The 16,819-nt window shown below is 58.6% G+C and carries 13 protein-coding genes; 6 read left to right on the plus strand and 7 right to left on the minus strand.

The annotated features are described in order from the left end of the window. Positions 1–249 precede the first annotated feature (249 nt). The 4 genes from pip to mdoH all read left to right on the plus strand — a co-directional run bounded on the left by pip (position 250) and on the right by mdoH (position 6,541). Positions 250–1,221 (plus strand): prolyl aminopeptidase, encoded by a 972-nt coding sequence (gene pip, locus IV01_RS14455; protein ID WP_032628129.1) that lies wholly within the window; start codon positions 250–252, stop codon positions 1,219–1,221. Positions 1,222–1,372: 151 nt separating this feature from the next. Continuing rightward, positions 1,373–1,810, plus strand: coding sequence for a D-aminoacyl-tRNA deacylase (gene dtd / locus IV01_RS14450; RefSeq protein ID WP_032628130.1), 438 nt, complete (start codon positions 1,373–1,375; stop codon positions 1,808–1,810). Positions 1,811–2,067: 257 nt separating this feature from the next. Then, complete coding sequence (locus tag IV01_RS14445) at positions 2,068–3,972, plus strand: glucan biosynthesis protein G (RefSeq protein WP_324294253.1); 1,905 nt, start codon at positions 2,068–2,070, stop codon at positions 3,970–3,972. Further along, entirely contained in the window at positions 3,965–6,541 is a 2,577-nt protein-coding gene (gene mdoH, locus IV01_RS14440; protein ID WP_032628132.1) for a glucans biosynthesis glucosyltransferase MdoH, read from the plus strand. Before IV01_RS14445 ends, mdoH begins: the two co-directional genes overlap by 8 nt. 97 nt (positions 6,542–6,638) lie before the next feature. On the opposite strand, the gene IV01_RS14435 is transcribed toward mdoH, so the two are convergent. After that, positions 6,639–7,139 (minus strand): ATP-dependent zinc protease, encoded by a 501-nt coding sequence (locus tag IV01_RS14435; protein WP_032628133.1) that lies wholly within the window; start codon positions 7,137–7,139, stop codon positions 6,639–6,641. A gap of 303 nt (positions 7,140–7,442) precedes the next feature. On the opposite strand from IV01_RS14435, the gene IV01_RS14430 reads away from it, so the two are divergent. After that, on the plus strand, positions 7,443–8,336 hold the full coding sequence (locus IV01_RS14430) for an acyltransferase (protein WP_032628134.1): 894 nt from the start codon (positions 7,443–7,445) through the stop codon (positions 8,334–8,336). 15 nt (positions 8,337–8,351) lie between these two features. Here IV01_RS14430 and IV01_RS14425 read toward each other — a convergent pair whose 3' ends face one another. Beyond that, positions 8,352–8,921: a DUF2780 domain-containing protein gene (locus tag IV01_RS14425; protein ID WP_032628135.1), complete on the minus strand. Its 570-nt coding sequence runs from the start codon at positions 8,919–8,921 to the stop codon at positions 8,352–8,354. Positions 8,922–9,164: 243 nt separating this feature from the next. On the opposite strand from IV01_RS14425, the gene IV01_RS26635 reads away from it, so the two are divergent. Next, positions 9,165–10,205: an RHS repeat-associated core domain-containing protein gene (locus IV01_RS26635; protein WP_154232210.1), complete on the plus strand. Its 1,041-nt coding sequence runs from the start codon at positions 9,165–9,167 to the stop codon at positions 10,203–10,205. A gap of 83 nt (positions 10,206–10,288) precedes the next feature. On the opposite strand, the gene fdhA is transcribed toward IV01_RS26635, so the two are convergent. From fdhA to IV01_RS14400, 5 genes are all read right to left on the minus strand, one after another. After that, on the minus strand, positions 10,289–11,488 hold the full coding sequence (gene fdhA / locus IV01_RS14420) for a formaldehyde dehydrogenase, glutathione-independent (RefSeq protein ID WP_032628136.1): 1,200 nt from the start codon (positions 11,486–11,488) through the stop codon (positions 10,289–10,291). Between the two features lie 220 nt (positions 11,489–11,708). Continuing rightward, positions 11,709–12,566, minus strand: a complete 858-nt coding sequence (gene purU, locus IV01_RS14415; protein WP_032628137.1) for a formyltetrahydrofolate deformylase — start codon at positions 12,564–12,566, stop codon at positions 11,709–11,711. Between the two features lie 128 nt (positions 12,567–12,694). After that, positions 12,695–13,327 (minus strand): sarcosine oxidase subunit gamma, encoded by a 633-nt coding sequence (locus tag IV01_RS14410; protein ID WP_032628138.1) that lies wholly within the window; start codon positions 13,325–13,327, stop codon positions 12,695–12,697. 148 nt (positions 13,328–13,475) lie between these two features. Further along, the gene (locus IV01_RS14405) at positions 13,476–16,493 is read right to left on the minus strand and encodes a sarcosine oxidase subunit alpha (RefSeq protein ID WP_032628139.1); all 3,018 of its coding nucleotides are present in this window, start codon (positions 16,491–16,493) and stop codon (positions 13,476–13,478) included. Continuing rightward, the gene (locus IV01_RS14400; protein WP_032628140.1) at positions 16,490–16,813 is read right to left on the minus strand and encodes a sarcosine oxidase subunit delta; all 324 of its coding nucleotides are present in this window, start codon (positions 16,811–16,813) and stop codon (positions 16,490–16,492) included. Before IV01_RS14400 ends, IV01_RS14405 begins: the two co-directional genes overlap by 4 nt. Positions 16,814–16,819: the final 6 nt, after the last annotated feature.

A 16,819-nucleotide genomic window follows, 5' to 3' on the forward strand; every position in this document is an offset into this window, starting at 1 on the left:
GTGATCTTTGACTGTAGGGCGTGTCCGCAATCTTTTCCCGAAATATCTGAAAAAACCGGGGAGGCGTCCCACGCTTCGACCCAGACATAACAGTCTGGTTCGCTAATCACAGTAATTGGCAGAACGCTTGCATTGATCGTTCCACTTGCGTGGGGCGTTGAGTGACAGCATGAACATTCCACGTTTCGGGTTTATGATGCCCAACGGCAGATTGATAGCAGCCCCAGGAATCACACTTACGGAGCACCTATGCAGACCTTGTACCCACAGATCAAACCCTACGCCCGGCACGATCTGGCCGTAGAAGCGCCGCATGTTTTGTACGTTGATGAAAGCGGTTCGCCGGAGGGTCTGCCGGTGGTTTTCATTCATGGTGGCCCTGGTTCAGGGTGCGATGCGCAAAGCCGCCGCTACTTTGATCCTAATATGTACCGCATCATCACCTTCGACCAGCGCGGCTGCGGCCGCTCCACGCCCCACGCCAGCCTGGAAAAAAACACCACCTGGGATCTGGTAGCGGACCTTGAGCGGATTCGCGAACACCTTGGCATCGAAAAATGGGTGCTGTTTGGCGGTTCCTGGGGTTCGACTCTCTCGCTGACTTATGCACAGACTCACCCCGAGCGCGTACATGCGCTCATCCTGCGCGGTATTTTCCTGGCCCGTCCGCAGGAAATCGAATGGTTCTACCAATGTGGCGCCAGTCGTATGTTCCCCGACTACTGGCAGGACTACATCGCTCCGATCCCGCTGGATGAGCGCGATAATCTGCTTCAGGCCTTCCACAAGCGCCTGACTGGCTCTGACCAGATCGCCCAGATGCACGCCGCCAAGGCATGGTCCACCTGGGAAGGCCGCGCCGCCACCTTGCGCCCCAATCCTCAGGTGGTGGATCGTTTCTCCGAGCCGCAGCGGGCGCTGTCAATTGCGCGGATCGAGTGCCACTACTTCACCAATAACTCGTTCCTTGAAGAAAACCAGCTGATCCGCGACATGCCGAAGATTGCCCACCTGCCGGGCATCATCGTGCACGGCCGCTACGACGTGATCTGCCCGCTGGACAATGCCTGGGAACTTCACCAGGCCTGGCCGAACAGCGAGCTGCAAGTGATTCGCGATGCCGGGCACGCCGCTTCTGAGCCGGGCATCACCGACGCCCTGGTTCGCGCTGCGGCTCAGGTGGCCCGCCGGTTGCTGGATTTGCCGCCTGAAGAGGCTTAAATCGGGCGGCGCTGCCGAGCCTGCATATGTGGGAGCGGTGCTTGCCCGCGATAAGGTTTAGATGATCTGGCGTGAACCGCGTCCAGCGCTTATCGCGGGCAAGCACCGCTCCCACAGGCATAGCGCTCCACATGAAATCGGGATTTGATGCATGAAAGCCTTACTACAACGCGCCCGCGGCGCGCGGGTCGAGGTCGGGGGGCAGATTGTTGGCTCTATTGATCAAGGCCTCTTGGTACTGGTCGGGATCGAGCCTCAAGACACTCAGGCCAGCGCCGATAAGATGCTGCACAAACTGCTTAACTACCGGGTGTTCAGCGATGCAGAGGGCAAGATGAATCTTTCCCTGCGGGACGTGGCCGGTGGTCTGCTGCTGGTTTCGCAGTTCACACTTGCGGCCGACACTAAAAGCGGCATGCGCCCAAGTTTCTCAAAAGCTGCGCCACCCGCGCTGGGCGCCGAGTTGTTCGGCTACTTACTGCAGCAGGCGAAAAGCTCGCACGAGGTGGTGGAGTCGGGCCAATTTGGTGCAGACATGCAAGTGCACTTAATAAATGATGGCCCGGTAACGTTTTTGCTGGAGACCTGAGGTGTCCGGTGTAGCTGCGGTGATGTCATAAGGCTACAAATATCTATAAATACTTCATCTGACCTGATGCGTTGTTACGCGCGCTACTAGATAATCGCGCGGTACGGAGTTCGGCGTCCGTCGCACCGTTTGGCAAGGTCAGAAGCTGGTCCGACACCGTTTGGGGAATCATTAGGTTCTTTCGGAGTCGGAACAATGCTCGCCAACCCGGCATTAGATAGCTGGCCGTTGGTTTTTTCATCTGTTTTCGGCGAGGGTTGCTCGTGATTGTTAGTCCCTGTAATGCGGTAAAGACATCTGGCAAGCGGTTGCGTAGCGCGCTATTGGCAAGCTCAGCCCTGATCTCACTGTTCAGCGCCACCCAGTTGTGGGCGTTCAGTCTCGATGATGTGGCGAGCAGGGCCAAAGAAATGGCCGGGCAGAAATACGAAGCTCCAAGGAGCAATCTGCCAGCAGAGTTTCGCGACATGAAGTTCGCGGACTATCAAAAAATTCGCCCTCGCGAAGACCGTGCCGAATGGGCTGGCGACAGAACCCCGTTCAAGGTGTCGTTCTATCACCAGGGCATGCACTTCGACACGCCGGTCAAAATCAACGAAGTCACTGCGACCACCGTTGAAGAGATCAAGTACGACCCTAATCGTTTCGATTTCGGCGATCTGAAGTTCGACCCCAAGTCGACCGAGAAACTCGGCTACGCCGGTTTCCGTGTGACCTACCCGATCAATAAAGACGACAAGCAAGACGAAGTCATGACTATGCTGGGCGCGAGCTACTTCCGCGTGATCGGCAAAGGCCAGGTCTACGGTTTGTCTGCCCGTGGCATGGCGATTGATACTGCGTTGCCTTCCGGCGAAGAATTTCCGCGCTTCACCGAGTTCTGGATCGAGAAGCCAGGTGCCGATGACAACCATCTGGTGATCTTCGCGTTGCTGGATTCCCCTCGTGCAACCGGTGCTTATAAGCTGACCCTGCGTCCGGGGACCAACACACTGGTTGATGTTCAGTCGCGTATGTACTTGCGTGACAAGGTCACCAAGCTTGGCGTCGCGCCGCTGACCAGCATGTTCCTGTTCGGTGCCAACCAGCCTTCGCGTGTGCAGAACTACCGCCGCGAGCTGCACGACTCCAACGGTCTGTCGATCCAGGCAGCCAATGGCCAATGGTTGTGGCGTCCGCTGACCAACCCTAAACACTTGGCTGTCAGCAGCTTCTCGGTAGAGAATCCGCGCGGTTTCGGCCTGCTGCAACGTGGCCGCGACTTCTCCAGCTACGAAGATCTGGATGACCGCTACGACAAGCGTCCAAGTGCCTGGATCGAGCCTAAGGGCGACTGGGGCAAAGGTACTGTAGATCTGGTTGAGATCCCGACAGCCGATGAAACCAACGACAACATCGTTGCGTTCTGGAAGCCGGAAACCCTGCCAGCTCCAGGCGAACCAGTTGACTTCAACTATCGCATTCACTGGACCATGGACGAGAAAGCCATTCACTCACCTGATCTGGGCTGGGTGAAGCAGACCTTGCGTTCGGCGGGCGATATTCGTCAATCCAACCTGATTCGTCAGCTGGACGGCAGCGTCGCGTTCCAGATCGATTTCGTCGGTCCTATCCTCGCCTCGATGCCTGAAGACAAGACCATCCGTAGCCAGGTCACCACCGACACCAACACCGAGCTGGTGGAAAACAACCTGCGTTACAACCCGGTCACCAAGGGTTATCGCCTGACGCTGCGGGTCAAGGTCAAAGACACCAACAAGCCGATTGAGATGAAGGCCTATCTGCTGCGTGAAATCCCTGCCGAACCGGGCAAGGAACCTGCGCTGCTTGTTGCTGCCAAAGCTCATGTCGGCGAAGAGAAAAAGGCAGCGCCTGCAAACGCAGCCACTCCTCCGAAGGCCGAGATTGTAGTCAAGGCGGACGCGGCCAAACCGGCTGACGCCAAAGCAGATGCAGCCAAGCCTGCCGACGCCAAGGCTGATGCAGCCAAGCCAGCCGATACTGCCAAAGCGGATGTCGCCAAGACTGAAGTGGCGAAAGACAAAGACGGCAAAGAGATCCAGCAGCCAGCAGCCGAGGCTGCGCCCACCATCCCGGAACCGGCCAAGACGCTGCAAGTCATGACCGAGACCTGGAGCTACCAGTTGCCAGCCGATGAGTAATTCTCTACCAGTGCCAGAATCGCTTAGCGAGTACCTGGCACATCTGCCGATGAGCGACGAGCAGCGGGCCGAATTGGCCAGCTGCACCTCGTTTGCCGAACTGCACGAACGACTTGCCGCGCAGCCGGTCAGCGATCCCGCCGATGCCGCTCAGGCTTCGGTGGGCCGCCGCCTGACATTGACCACCGCCGATGATTTGCACGATGCCGAGATGCTCGCCCTCGATGCAAATGGTCGCGTGGTGCTCAAGGCTACGCCGCCGATTCGCCGTACCAAGGTCGTGCCTGAGCCATGGCGGACCAACATTCTGGTCCGTGGCTGGCGTCGTCTGACCGGTCGCAGCAACCCCGTTGAGCCTGAGCCGGATCGTCTGCCCAAGGCGCGCTGGCGCACCGTGGGTTCGATTCGTCGTTACATTTTGCTAATCCTGATGCTCGGCCAGACCATCGTTGCCGGCTGGTACATGAAGGGCATCCTTCCGTATCAAGGCTGGTCGCTGGTTTCGCTGGACGAAATCACTCATCAGACCTTTGTGCAGACCATGTGGCAAGTTCTGCCGTATGCCTTGCAGACCAGCATTCTGTTGCTGTTCGGGATTCTGTTCTGCTGGGTTTCGGCAGGTTTCTGGACCGCCTTGATGGGCTTTCTGGAGTTGCTCACCGGTCGTGACAAATATCGTATTTCCGGTGCCAGCGCAGGTAACGAGCCGATTGAAAAAGGCGCGCGTACCGCTCTGGTCATGCCGATCTGCAACGAAGACGTGCCGCGCGTGTTCGCCGGCTTGCGAGCGACATTCGAGTCAGTTGCAGCCACCGGTGACCTGGATCGCTTCGACTTCTTCGTACTCAGCGACAGTAATGAGACCGATATCTGCGTGGCCGAGCAACAGGCCTGGCTGGATGTGTGTCGCGAGACCAAAGGCTTCGGCAAAATTTTCTATCGCCGCCGTCGCCGCCGCGTAAAACGCAAAAGTGGCAACCTTGACGACTTCTGCCGTCGCTGGGGTGGTGATTACCGTTACATGGTCGTGCTCGACGCAGACAGCGTGATGAGCGGCGAATGCCTGACCAGTCTGGTGCGCTTGATGGAAGCCACGCCGGACGCCGGTATCATCCAGACCGCGCCACGTGCCTCGGGCATGGACACGCTTTATGCCCGTATGCAGCAATTTGCTACTCGCGTTTACGGCCCGTTGTTCACTGCCGGTCTGCACTTCTGGCAGCTGGGTGAATCCCACTATTGGGGTCACAACGCAATTATCCGCATGAAGCCGTTTATCGAGCACTGCGCCCTGGCGCCGTTGCCGGGTAAAGGTGCGTTTGCCGGTGCGATTCTGTCCCACGACTTCGTTGAAGCTGCGCTCATGCGCCGTGCCGGCTGGGGCGTGTGGATTGCCTACGATTTGCCGGGCAGCTACGAAGAGCTTCCGCCAAACCTGCTGGACGAACTCAAGCGCGACCGTCGCTGGTGCCACGGCAACCTGATGAACTTCAGGCTGTTCCTGGTCAAGGGCATGCACCCGGTTCACCGGGCGGTATTCCTGACCGGTGTGATGTCGTACTTGTCGGCGCCGTTATGGTTTTTCTTCCTGGTGTTGTCCACAGCCTTGCTGGCGGTCAATACGTTGATGGAGCCGACGTACTTCCTTGAACCTCGTCAGCTGTATCCACTGTGGCCACAATGGCACCCGGAGAAAGCCGTAGCGTTGTTCTCGACGACTATCGTCCTGTTGTTCCTGCCCAAGCTGCTCAGCGTGATTCTGATCTGGGCCAAAGGTGCTACAGGCTTTGGCGGCAAGGTCAAAGTGACCCTGTCGATGCTGATGGAAATGCTGTTCTCGGTGCTGCTGGCTCCGGTGCGCATGTTGTTCCACACCCGCTTCGTACTGGCTGCCTTCCTGGGTTGGGCTGCGACTTGGAACTCCCCGCAACGCGACGACGACTCCACGCCGTGGATCGAAGCGGTCAAGCGTCACGGTCCGCAAACCCTGTTGGGCGCGTGCTGGGCATTACTGGTGGCTTGGCTGAACCCGAGCTTCTTGTGGTGGCTGGCGCCAATCGTCGGCTCGTTGATGCTGTCGATTCCGGTGTCGGTGATTTCCAGCCGGACTGGTTTGGGCTTGAAGGCGCGGGATGAGAAATTCTTCCTGATTCCTGAAGAGCACACCCCTCCTCAAGAGCTGGTGTCCACTGATCTGTACACCCACGAAAATCGCTGGCACGCGCTGAAGCAAGGCTTCATCCGCGCAGTGGTCGATCCGCAGCAGAACGCCCTGGCCTGCGCCCTGGCGACCTCGCGCCACCGGATCGTCGAGCCTATCGAGTTCGTGCGTATGGAACGTGTGCGCCACGCGTTGAAGGCCGGTCCCGACAAGCTCGACAATCAGGAGCGGTTGATGCTGCTCAGCGACCCGGTCGCCCTGGCCCGCCTGCACGAGCAGGTCTGGAGCGAGAGCCATCCGGAATGGCTGGCAGCGTGGCGTGCATCGGTTGAAGCCGATCCCCACGCACCTTTGCTGCCGCTGCAGCCGGTGGTGCGCGAGCCTGAGCCGAGTCTGGTTAACGCTTGATAAACGGCTTGTAAAACAAAAACGGCGCCCCGAAAGGGCGCCGTTTTTTGTTCTCTCAGGATACGCTCCCACAGGGGATTTGCGGTGTGTCAGTCAATCAGCAATCCGGCTTATCCGCCGTATAACGACGTGCAGGATTCACCGCCGCATCAAACTCACGCAGCGCCTTGGCACCAATCAAAAGCGGATAGTTGAAGTGGCTGCGATCCACCAGATTGACCTCGACGGTGCGTTTGACGTTACCCAGGCATAGCTCCAGATCGACAACCGGGCGTTTGGTCGGATCGAGCTCTTCATCCTCATCGTCGCCTTCAGAACGGCTCTTGATCTTGCTGATGCGCGAGACTTTATGCTCGTAGACCTTGTTGCTGGCGTCTTTGGTGGCCAGGCGGAAACGCACCCAGTCATCGCCATCGCGCTCGAACAGCTCGATGTCCTTGGCCGACAGGGAAGCGGTCAACGCGCCGGTATCCATTTTGGCTTTGAAGGTTTCGCCGAGTTCACCGACCTTGATGTATTCGTAGCGGCCATACAGCGTCGGCTCCGCGGCCATGACAGGCAACGCCAGCAGGGACAAAAGCGCCAGGATTGATTTCACGTGGTGGTTACCTCTCTGAAGGTGGAATGCGATCACCTGTGGGAGCGGTGCTTGGTCTGGGCGGCATTCCGACGATAAAGTTTAGGCGATCTAACGTGAACCGCGTCCAGCCTTATCGTCGGAATGCCGCCCAGACCAAGCACCGCTCCCACAGGGTTCGTTGTTAGACCGCAGCAGCGGTGTTCGTTCGCAGCCCCCAACCTTACTCGTAACCTCGTGAAACATTTGTTCGCACCAAGCAGATTTGGCGTTAGCGGCTAGCCTCTTTATGATGGCCCGCCCAGAAATCACAAGAATTATTTTATGCGTCGCCTGTTCACTGGCTGTTTAGTCACTCTGCTGCTGTTGCTCAATACCTTAATCATGATTGGGCCGCTGCTGGTCTTTGCCCTGCTCAAGCTGACATTCAGCGGGCACCTGCGCGACCAGTGTTCGGCGGCAGTCATGTGGCTGGCCGAGACGTGGGCCGAGATCGACAAACTGATTTTTGCCTTGTGTATCCCCACCCGTTGGGACGTGCGCGGCGCAGAAGGCCTGCGTAGCGACACGTCCTATCTGGTGATCAGCAATCACCAGTCGTGGGTCGACATCCCGGCGTTGATCCAGGCCCTCAATCGGCGCACGCCATTCTTCAAATTCTTCCTCAAGAAAGAACTGATCTGGGTACCGCTGCTGGGGCTGGCGTGGTGGGCCCTGGATTATCCGTTCATGAAGCGCTACACCAAGGCATTCCTGGCCAAGAACCCAGAGCTTAAAGGTCACGACCTGGAAATCACCCGGCAAGCCTGCGAGCTGTTCAAGCGTCAGCCGGTGACCATCGTCAATTACCTCGAAGGGACGCGTTTCACCCCGGCGAAAAAAGTCGCGCAGGATTCCCCCTATTCGCACCTGCTCAAACCCAAGGCAGGCGGCGTGGCGTTCGTACTCGCGGCGATGGGCGAACAGCTGGATGCCATTCTGGATGTCACCGTGGTTTACCCCAGCGAGCGGATTCCGGGGTTCTGGAACCTGCTCTGTGGTGATGTACCCCATGTGATCATCGACATCCAGACGCGGGAGCTTGATCCCGCCTTGTGGCAAGGCGATTACGAGAGCGATGCGGTTTTTCGCGAGAAAGTGCAGGGCTGGGTCAACCAGCTTTGGCAGGAAAAGAATGCACGCATCGCCACCTTGCGCGGCGATGCGTCCCAAGCGTGAATAATCAGCGCTGAATCAGCTGCCTGCGCCCCAGATACCGCTCAGGCTTTGCAGCGCTGTGCCGCCAGCGCCTTGCTGGCCGAGGTATTGCAGAATCAGCGGGACAAACTGGCTGACCATTGCACTGTCCATGCCCAAAGCTGTGAAGGCCTTGTTCACGTCGCCCATGCTTTGCAAGTTTCCTAAAGCGCTGTTCAACACCGAACTGTCAGCGCTTTTGCCCGAGTTACCCAGCACGTTACCTAAGCCGTTGAGGCTGCCAAGGCTGCCCAGCGCGCTGGTGCCGGCCAGTTGGTCAAGGCCCGGCACGGATTTGCTCAATTGACTGTAATCGTTGCCAGCGAGCTTATTCTTCGCCAGACCCAGCAGTGCGCCAGTACCGCCAACCGCCTGCTCTGGCGTGATATTGAGGGACGTGCCCAGCGTATTGAGCAGCCCGGCAGCTTCAGGCGCTGCGGTAGCTTTCTGATTGCCGCCGGTGGCGTTGGCAACTGCGTTGGCCGCGTCGTTCAGGTTAAAGGCAAACACCGGGCTGGAGGCCAGAGCCATCAACGTTGCCAGTGCTACACCGCGTGAAATCTTCATTGCCACAAACCCCTCAACCAAAAGAACCGGCAGTAGCCGGTACAAACACGTGTTCGACCTTGAAGGGGCAGGCAATGTTCCTTGCGTTCGTCTGGTGGGCAGGTATCCATTGATCGGCAGCTCCTACAGGGGCATGACTAACGCATGATCGCAAAACGATACCTAGTAGTTTTGCTAGGTAGGCAGCGGGTAGAAATCGGTGGAGACTTGCACCCAAGCCACCCGCGCTTTGGGGAGAGCCCCATGACTGCCAAGCACCAGGCTTTGTTGTGTCATTACCATTACGACGCCCTAGACCGCCTTGCGTCCTGCTCGCCTGCCGCATTGGATTCTATCGAGCGCTTCTATCAGAAGAGCCGGCTGACCACGGAAATCCAAGGCCAGATCCAGCGCAGCCTGGTGCAGAGCGACGACCAGTTACTCGCGCAACAGACACGGCGTGCCGCTCAGATTGAATGCGCTCTACTGGGGACGGATCAACAGCGCTCAGTCCTGAATACGACTGAACACCTTCAGATCGCCTACACCCCATACGGCACCCGCCATCCGGCACTGGACTTACCAGGCTTCAACGGCGAACAGCCAGACCCGGTGACCGGGCATTATCTGTTGGGTAACGGCTATAGAGCGTTCAATCCGATATTGATGAGATTTAACAGCCCGGACAGTTTTAGCCCGTTTGGTGAGGGTGGGATTAATGCTTATGCTTATTGCGCAGGGGATCCGGTTAATCGGGTGGATCCGAGTGGGCATATGTTTGTTTTTTTGAGATCTTTTTTTCGGTTTTTTAAAACGGCTAAGCCGCTAGGGCGAGTGGTTATTCCTTCGCGAGCTCCTCACATGACTGCCATCCCACGTATTAACCTTCGCAACCCATTGGTGAATAGGCGCATTGGTGCGCGGCCACCCGCAGACCTCTTGGCAGCTAAAAAGAATGGGACGATCCAGGAGTGGGTTAACACTGGTAACTGGCCGCCCAGCTCTGAAGCGAGTCGGCTTGCTAGGCGATACGAAGTAACTCCTGAGAGACTTGGTCAGTTCCCAACGAACCCTCCTATCAACAGAGGGGCTGATGAACATCAATTGGTATTTATTGCAACGCCGCAAAGGAGGTACGAGTTGAATGCGGCGTTGACCCGCGAACAAGTCGCATCTCAATCTGCGGCCAAAGCCCAGCTTTCACGGATACTCGGCGAGCAAACACCAGAGCAGCGTAGGGCAGTAGCAATGGCAATGGCGATTAGGGCCCAGCGCACCAATAGAGACCTGTTCACCGGGGCCTGATACCTAACCCAGCGGGTTGTCACCTTGTGAGCGCCTTTACTCGCATCAAGAGCGAATCACTTCGCTCTTGATCGAGGGGATCATTACGCCGCACTAAACAACTTATGCGGATCAATCACAAACTTCTTCGGCACGCCAGCATCAAACTCGCCGTAACCGCGCGGGGCATCGTCGAGGCTGATGACTTCAACGCCGACGATGTCAGCGATCTTGATGCGATCCCACATAATGGCTTGCATGAGTTGGCGGTTGTACTTCATGACCGGGGTCTGGCCGGTGTGGAAGCTGTGGGATTTCGCCCAGCCCAAGCCAAAGCGGATGCTCAGGCTGCCCATTTTTGCCGCTGCATCTACAGCGCCAGGATCTTCGGTCACATACAGGCCGGGAATGCCGATTTTGCCAGCCACGCGCACTACACCCATCAAAGAGTTGAGGACTGTGGCCGGTGCTTCATGTTGCACGCCCGCATGACCATGGCCCCGAGCTTCGAAACCTACAGCGTCAACAGCGCAGTCCACTTCTGGCTCGCCCAGCAGCGCGGCGATTTGCTCGTGCAGCGGAGTGTCCAGTGACAGGTCGGCGATTTCAAAACCCTGAGCCTTGGCATGGACCAGACGAGCCGGGTTGACGTCACCGATGATCACCACGGCCGCGCCCAGCAGACGTGCCGATGCAGCAGCGGCCAGGCCCACAGGACCGGCGCCAGCGATGTAAACAGTGCTGCCTGGGCCAACGCCTGCTGTTACCGCGCCGTGGTAACCGGTAGGCAGGATGTCGGAGAGGCAGGTCAGGTCGCGAATTTTTTCCATGGCCCGATCGCGATCAGGCAGCTTGAGCAGGTTGAAGTCGGCGTACGGCACCAGCACGTATTCCGCCTGGCCGCCGGTCCAGTCGCCCATGTCGACATAACCGTATGCGCCACCCGGACGAGCCGGATTTACCGTCAGGCATACGCCGGTGTGTTGCTCCTTGCAGGAGCGGCACAGACCGCAAGCCACGTTGAACGGCACGGACACCAGGTCACCGATTTTCAGGTTCTCGACGCCTGTGCCTTTTTCGATCACTTCGCCGGTGATTTCATGACCCAGGACCAGGCCAGTCTGGGCAGTGGTGCGGCCGCGAACCATGTGTTGGTCCGAGCCACAGATGTTGGTGGAGACTACCCGCAGGATGACACCGTGCTCGATCTTGCGACCACGCGGATCCTGCATTTTCGGGTAAGCGATATTCTGTACTTCGACTTTGCCAGCGCCGAGATACACCACACCACGATTGTCAGACATTCTTTCACCTCGATTTTGTTGTTATGTCGCGGAGAAATGCGCTGCTTGTTGGTGTTGCAGCAACGCACTGATTGCTCTGGGGTGCTTGCTTTGAATCTGTGTTCACGACCCCTGTGGGAGCGAATTCATTCGCGAAGAGGCCGGTACATCCGATGGAGATTCGTCGTTTGTACAACCGCATTCGCGAATGAATTCGCTCCCACAGGGGGATATGCGTCGTTTAAAGGACTACTGTCCTGTTGGCATTCAAGAACACTCGCCTCTCAATGTGATAACCCACCGCCCGGGCCAGGGTCAGGCCTTCGATGTCCCGGCCTTTGGCGATCAGGTCTTCTGGGTAGTGGCTGTGATCCACCACCTCCACGCCTTGGGCGATGATCGGGCCTTCGTCCAGGTCATTGTTGATGTAGTGCGCGGTGGCACCCACCAGTTTCACGCCCTTGTTGTAGGCCTGATGGTAAGGCTTGGCACCCTTGAAACCGGGCAGCAGTGAGTGGTGAATGTTGATCGCCTTACCATCCAGCTTGCGGCACAGATCCGGTGACAGCACTTGCATGTAGCGGGCAAGAATCACCAGCTCGGCACCGGACTCTTCGATCACCTGCCAGACTTTGCTTTCCTGCGCGGGCTTGTCGTTAGGGTCCAGCGGGAAATGGTAGTACGGAATTTCATGCCAGCGCGTCAGGGGCTCCAGATCCGGATGGTTGGACACCACGGCGACCACGTCCATGGACAGTTGGCCAATGCGCTGGCGGTAGAGCAGATCGTTGAGGCAGTGATCAGCTTTGGAGACCATGATCACAACTTTTGGACGGTAGTTCGGCGCGGTGAGCTCGAAGATCATGCCAAAGGCTTCGCCACGTTCCTTCAAACCAGCGCGGAAGCCCTGCTCGTCAAACCCGTCCGGTTGGCGGAATTCCACGCGAATGAAGAAGCGGCCGGACAGCCGGTCATCGAAGGAGTGGTGCTCAGTGACGTAGCAGCCCTGCTCGAACAGATAGCGGGTCACCGCGTCCACCGTGCCCAGAACGCTTGGGCAGTCGGCAGTCAGAATCCATGTGTCGGGGGCGCGGCTCATTCGATAACTCCTGAAAGTTGTGTAATCCCTGTAGGAGCGCGCTTGCCCGCGATGGCGCCGGGTCAGCTACATCTTTGCTGATCGACGCACCGCCATCGCGGGCAAGCGCGCTCCTACAGGGAGGGCATTCAAGCCTGGATAGTCAGGCCATATTCAGCACTCGCATCCTGCAACCACATCCACCAGTAATCGGCGAAGCTGCGGCGGATCAGCAGTTCCCAGGTTTCCTCGCCGGTCCGGCGGATCACCAACTGCGATTTGGCGAACACCGTGCCGATGGCTTTACCCACCGGGAAGTTGTCCGGGTGCACGTCGTAGCTGGTGGACTTCATCAGTACTTCGCGGACTTTCGGGCCGCTCAGTTCGAGGATCGACTGACCGCCGCTGACGTTGACGATGGCAATGTGCAGACCGGTGAGTTCTTCGCGCAGTTTCTGCTCGATGCTGAACTCTTCGCCGCTTGGCACGATCAGTAGCCATTCATCCGGACCCAGCCATTGCAGCGAGCTTTCACCGCTGACAACCAGTGCCAGCGCGCCAGGCAATTCCATGCCCAGTGCCTTATGTACCCCGGCGGCGAAAGCCGGATCGTGGGCATCGCCACGGAGAGTCAGATGCCCGAGCAATTTTTTCTCGCGCAGGAACACGCCAGGGTTGGCGCGGCCTTTACCGACCAGGCTGTTGAGGTCGGCGTGGAACAACGGTGACTCGGCTTTTGCGCCGGTCGTTGGCCGCTGCTGGTAAACGTTGGCTGTGGTCATAGAGCACCTGTTCTGAATTCTGTTAATAACCTGTAGGAGCGCGCTTGCCCGCGATTGGATCGACTCGGTCTTTCAGATCCACCGCGTAATCGTTCATCGTCCGGATGCGGCCCAGACCAAGCGCGCTCCTACGGGAGGCGCCGCCTGCTTAAACGTTCTGCTGCTCACCCTTCGGATCGAAGAACACCGAAGACACGATTTCGGCTTCGATCACGCTGCCATCGGCTTGCGGCGAGAACACCCGCTCGCCCATGCGCTTCAGACCGCCCTTGACCACGCCCATGGCGAACGAATAGCCCAGGGAGTTGGCCGCATAGCTGGAGGTCACGTGACCGACCATGGTCATCGGGATCGACTGTTTAGGATCGAACACCAGCTGCGCGCCTTCCGGCAGCCACTTGTCAGGATCAATCGGCTTGAGCCCCACCAGCTGCTTACGCTGTTCGCGCACGCAGTCTTCGCGGTTCATGCCACGCTGGCCGATCCATGAGAACGGCTTGGTGCGGCCCACACACCAACCCATGTTCAGGTCGTCCGGGGTCATCGAACCGTCGGTGTCCTGACCTACGATGATGAAACCCTTCTCGGCCCGCAGCACGTGCATGGTCTCGGTACCGTACGGTGTCAGGTTGTACTTCTTGCCCGCCTCGATAATCTTTTCCAGCACGCCCATGGCGTAGTCAGCCTGAATGTTGACCTCGTAGGACAGCTCGCCGGTGAACGAGATACGGAACACCCGCGCCGGAACGCCACCGACCTGACCTTCTTTCCAGGTCATGAACGGGAACTCTTCACGGCCCAGGTCGATGTCGGTCACTTCGCTGAGCAGCTTGCGGCTGTTCGGGCCTGACAGGGTCAGGGTCGCGTAATGGTCGGTCACAGAGGTGAAGTACACCTTCAGGTCAGGCCATTCGGTCTGCTGATAGATTTCCAGCCATTGCAGTACGCGAGCCGCGCCGCCAGTGGTGGTGGTCATGATGAAATGGTTGTCGGCGACGCAAGCTGTAACCCCGTCGTCGAAGACCATGCCGTCTTCTTTACACATCAGGCCGTAACGCGCCTTGCCCACATCGAGCTTGGTCCAGGCGTTGGTGTAGATGCGGTTCAGGAACTCCCGGGCATCCGGACCCTGAATGTCGATCTTGCCGAGGGTCGAGGCGTCCAGCAGGCCGACGCTTTCACGCACGGCTTTGCACTCGCGGGCCACGGCTGCATGGATGTCTTCACCGGCTTTCGGGAAATACCACGGACGTTTCCACTGGCCGACGTCTTCGAACTCGGCACCGTTTTTCACATGCCAGGCGTGCAGCGCGGTGAAGCGTACAGGCTCGAAAATGTGCCCACAGTGACGACCTGCTATCGCGCCAAAGGTGACCGGCGTGTAGTTCGGGCGGAACATGGTCGTGCCCATTTCCGGGATGGTCACGTTCAGCGAGCGGACGGCGATGGCCAGACCGTTGACGTTACCCAACTTGCCCTGATCAGTACCGAAACCCAGAGCGGTGTAGCGTTTTACGTGCTCAACCGACTCGAAACCTTCACGGGTCGCCAGCTCGATAGCAGCAGCGGTGACGTCGTTTTGTAGATCAACGAATTGCTTCGGCGCACGGGCGGTCGGTTTGTCGTGGGGCACCTGGAACAGCGCAAGCGTCGGCTCTTCAGCGCGGCTCAGGGCTTTCGGCAATATCCCTTCGACGGCTTTGAAGCCGGCTTCGCTGGCTGCGCGCACGCCACCTTCAAAACCATCAGCCAAGGCGTCGCCCAGTGCGTAGACGCCGTTTACGCCGCCGACACAAACACGTTTCTGCGGCGCTTCCCCGGGTACGAAACCGAGGATGTCTTCTCGCCAGACCGGCTTGCCACCCAAGTGTGAAGCCAAGTGAACGATAGGGCTGTAGCCACCGGAACTGGCGATGAGGTCGCAGTCGAGCCATTCGCCAGGGCTGGTGACGCGATGGGCTTTGACGTCGATGGCGGCAATCCGAGCGGCTGTCACGTGCTTGCTGCCACGGGCTTCGATCACAGCGCTGCCGGTCAGGATGCGGATGCCTTTGGCGCGCGCCTCTTCAACCAGCGCGCCCCGTGGGTTGTGGCGTGCATCGGCAATCGCCACCACTTGCAGGCTGGCGTCGAGCCAGTCCAGCGCAACGCGGTAGGCGTGGTCGTTGTTGGTGGACAGCACCAGTTTCTTGCCCGGTGCCACGCCGTAACGACGCACATAGGTGGAAACCGCACCGGCCAGCATGTTGCCCGGCACGTCGTTGTTGCCGTAAACCAGCGGACGCTCATGGGTACCGGACGCCAGGACCACACGCTTGGCGCGAACCCGGTGCATGCGCTGACGCACTTGACCAATCGGCGCGCGATCGCCGAGGTGATCGGTGAGGCGCTCATGAATGGTCAGGAAGTTATGGTCGTGATAGCCGTTGACCGTGGCCCGAGGCAGCAACACCACGTTCTTCAGGCCTTTCAGCTCGGCAATAACCGTGGCCACCCATTCAGCAGCCGGTTTGCCGTCGAGGCTTTCGCGGCTGTCCAAGAGGCTGCCGCCAAATTCTTCCTGCTCATCGGCCAGGATCACTCGGGCGCCGCTACGGGCCGCAGCCAGTGCAGCGGCAAGACCGGCAGGGCCGCCACCGACAATCAGCACGTCGCAGTGCTGGTTCATGTTGTCGTAGGTATCCGGATCGTTTTCAGTCGGCGAACGACCGAGGCCGGCAGCCTTACGAATGTACTTCTCGTAAGTCATCCAGAACGATTGCGGATACATAAAGGTTTTGTAGTAGAAGCCGGGAGGCATCAGCTTGCCGCCGACCTTGCCGAGGATGCCCATCACGTCGTTGTTGACGCTTGGCCAACCGTTGGTGCTGGTCGCGACCAGGCCCGAATACAGCGCCTGTTGCGTGGCGCGCACGTTGGGGATCTGGGTGGCTTCGGTTGCGCCGATCTGCAGCACCGCGTTCGGCTCTTCGGAGCCAGCAGCGAAGATCCCGCGAGGACGCGAATATTTGAAGCTGCGGCCGATAACGTCCACGCCGTTGGCGAGCAGGGCTGCGGCCAGTGTGTCGCCTTCAAAGCCCTGATACGTCTGGCCGTTGAAGTTGAAGTTCAGCACCTTGCTGCGGTCGATACGGCCGCCATGGGGCAATCGGTTGATCTGGCTCATACCTGGTCTCCCTCGCCTTCAGCAGCTTTCTTGAACGCAGGGTTGGTGAACTGCGGTTTCGTGCCGATCGGGTAGGTTTCGAGAATTTCGTAAGTCACGGTGTCGCGGGTGGCGTTGAAGTACTGACGGCAACCGGCGGCGTGGATCCACAGTTCGTGATGCAGCCCGCGTGGGTTATCGCGGAAGAACATGTAGTCGCCCCATTGCTCGTCGGTGCAGGCAGCCGGGTCCAGTGGACGCGGGATGTGTGCCTGGCCAGAGGCGTGGAATTCCTCTTCGGAGCGCAGTTCGCCACAGTGAGGACAGAAGATATGCAGCATGGATGA

It is taken from the genome of Pseudomonas syringae, from assembly GCF_000737245.1.
Lineage (GTDB): Bacteria > Pseudomonadota > Gammaproteobacteria > Pseudomonadales > Pseudomonadaceae > Aquipseudomonas > Aquipseudomonas syringae_J.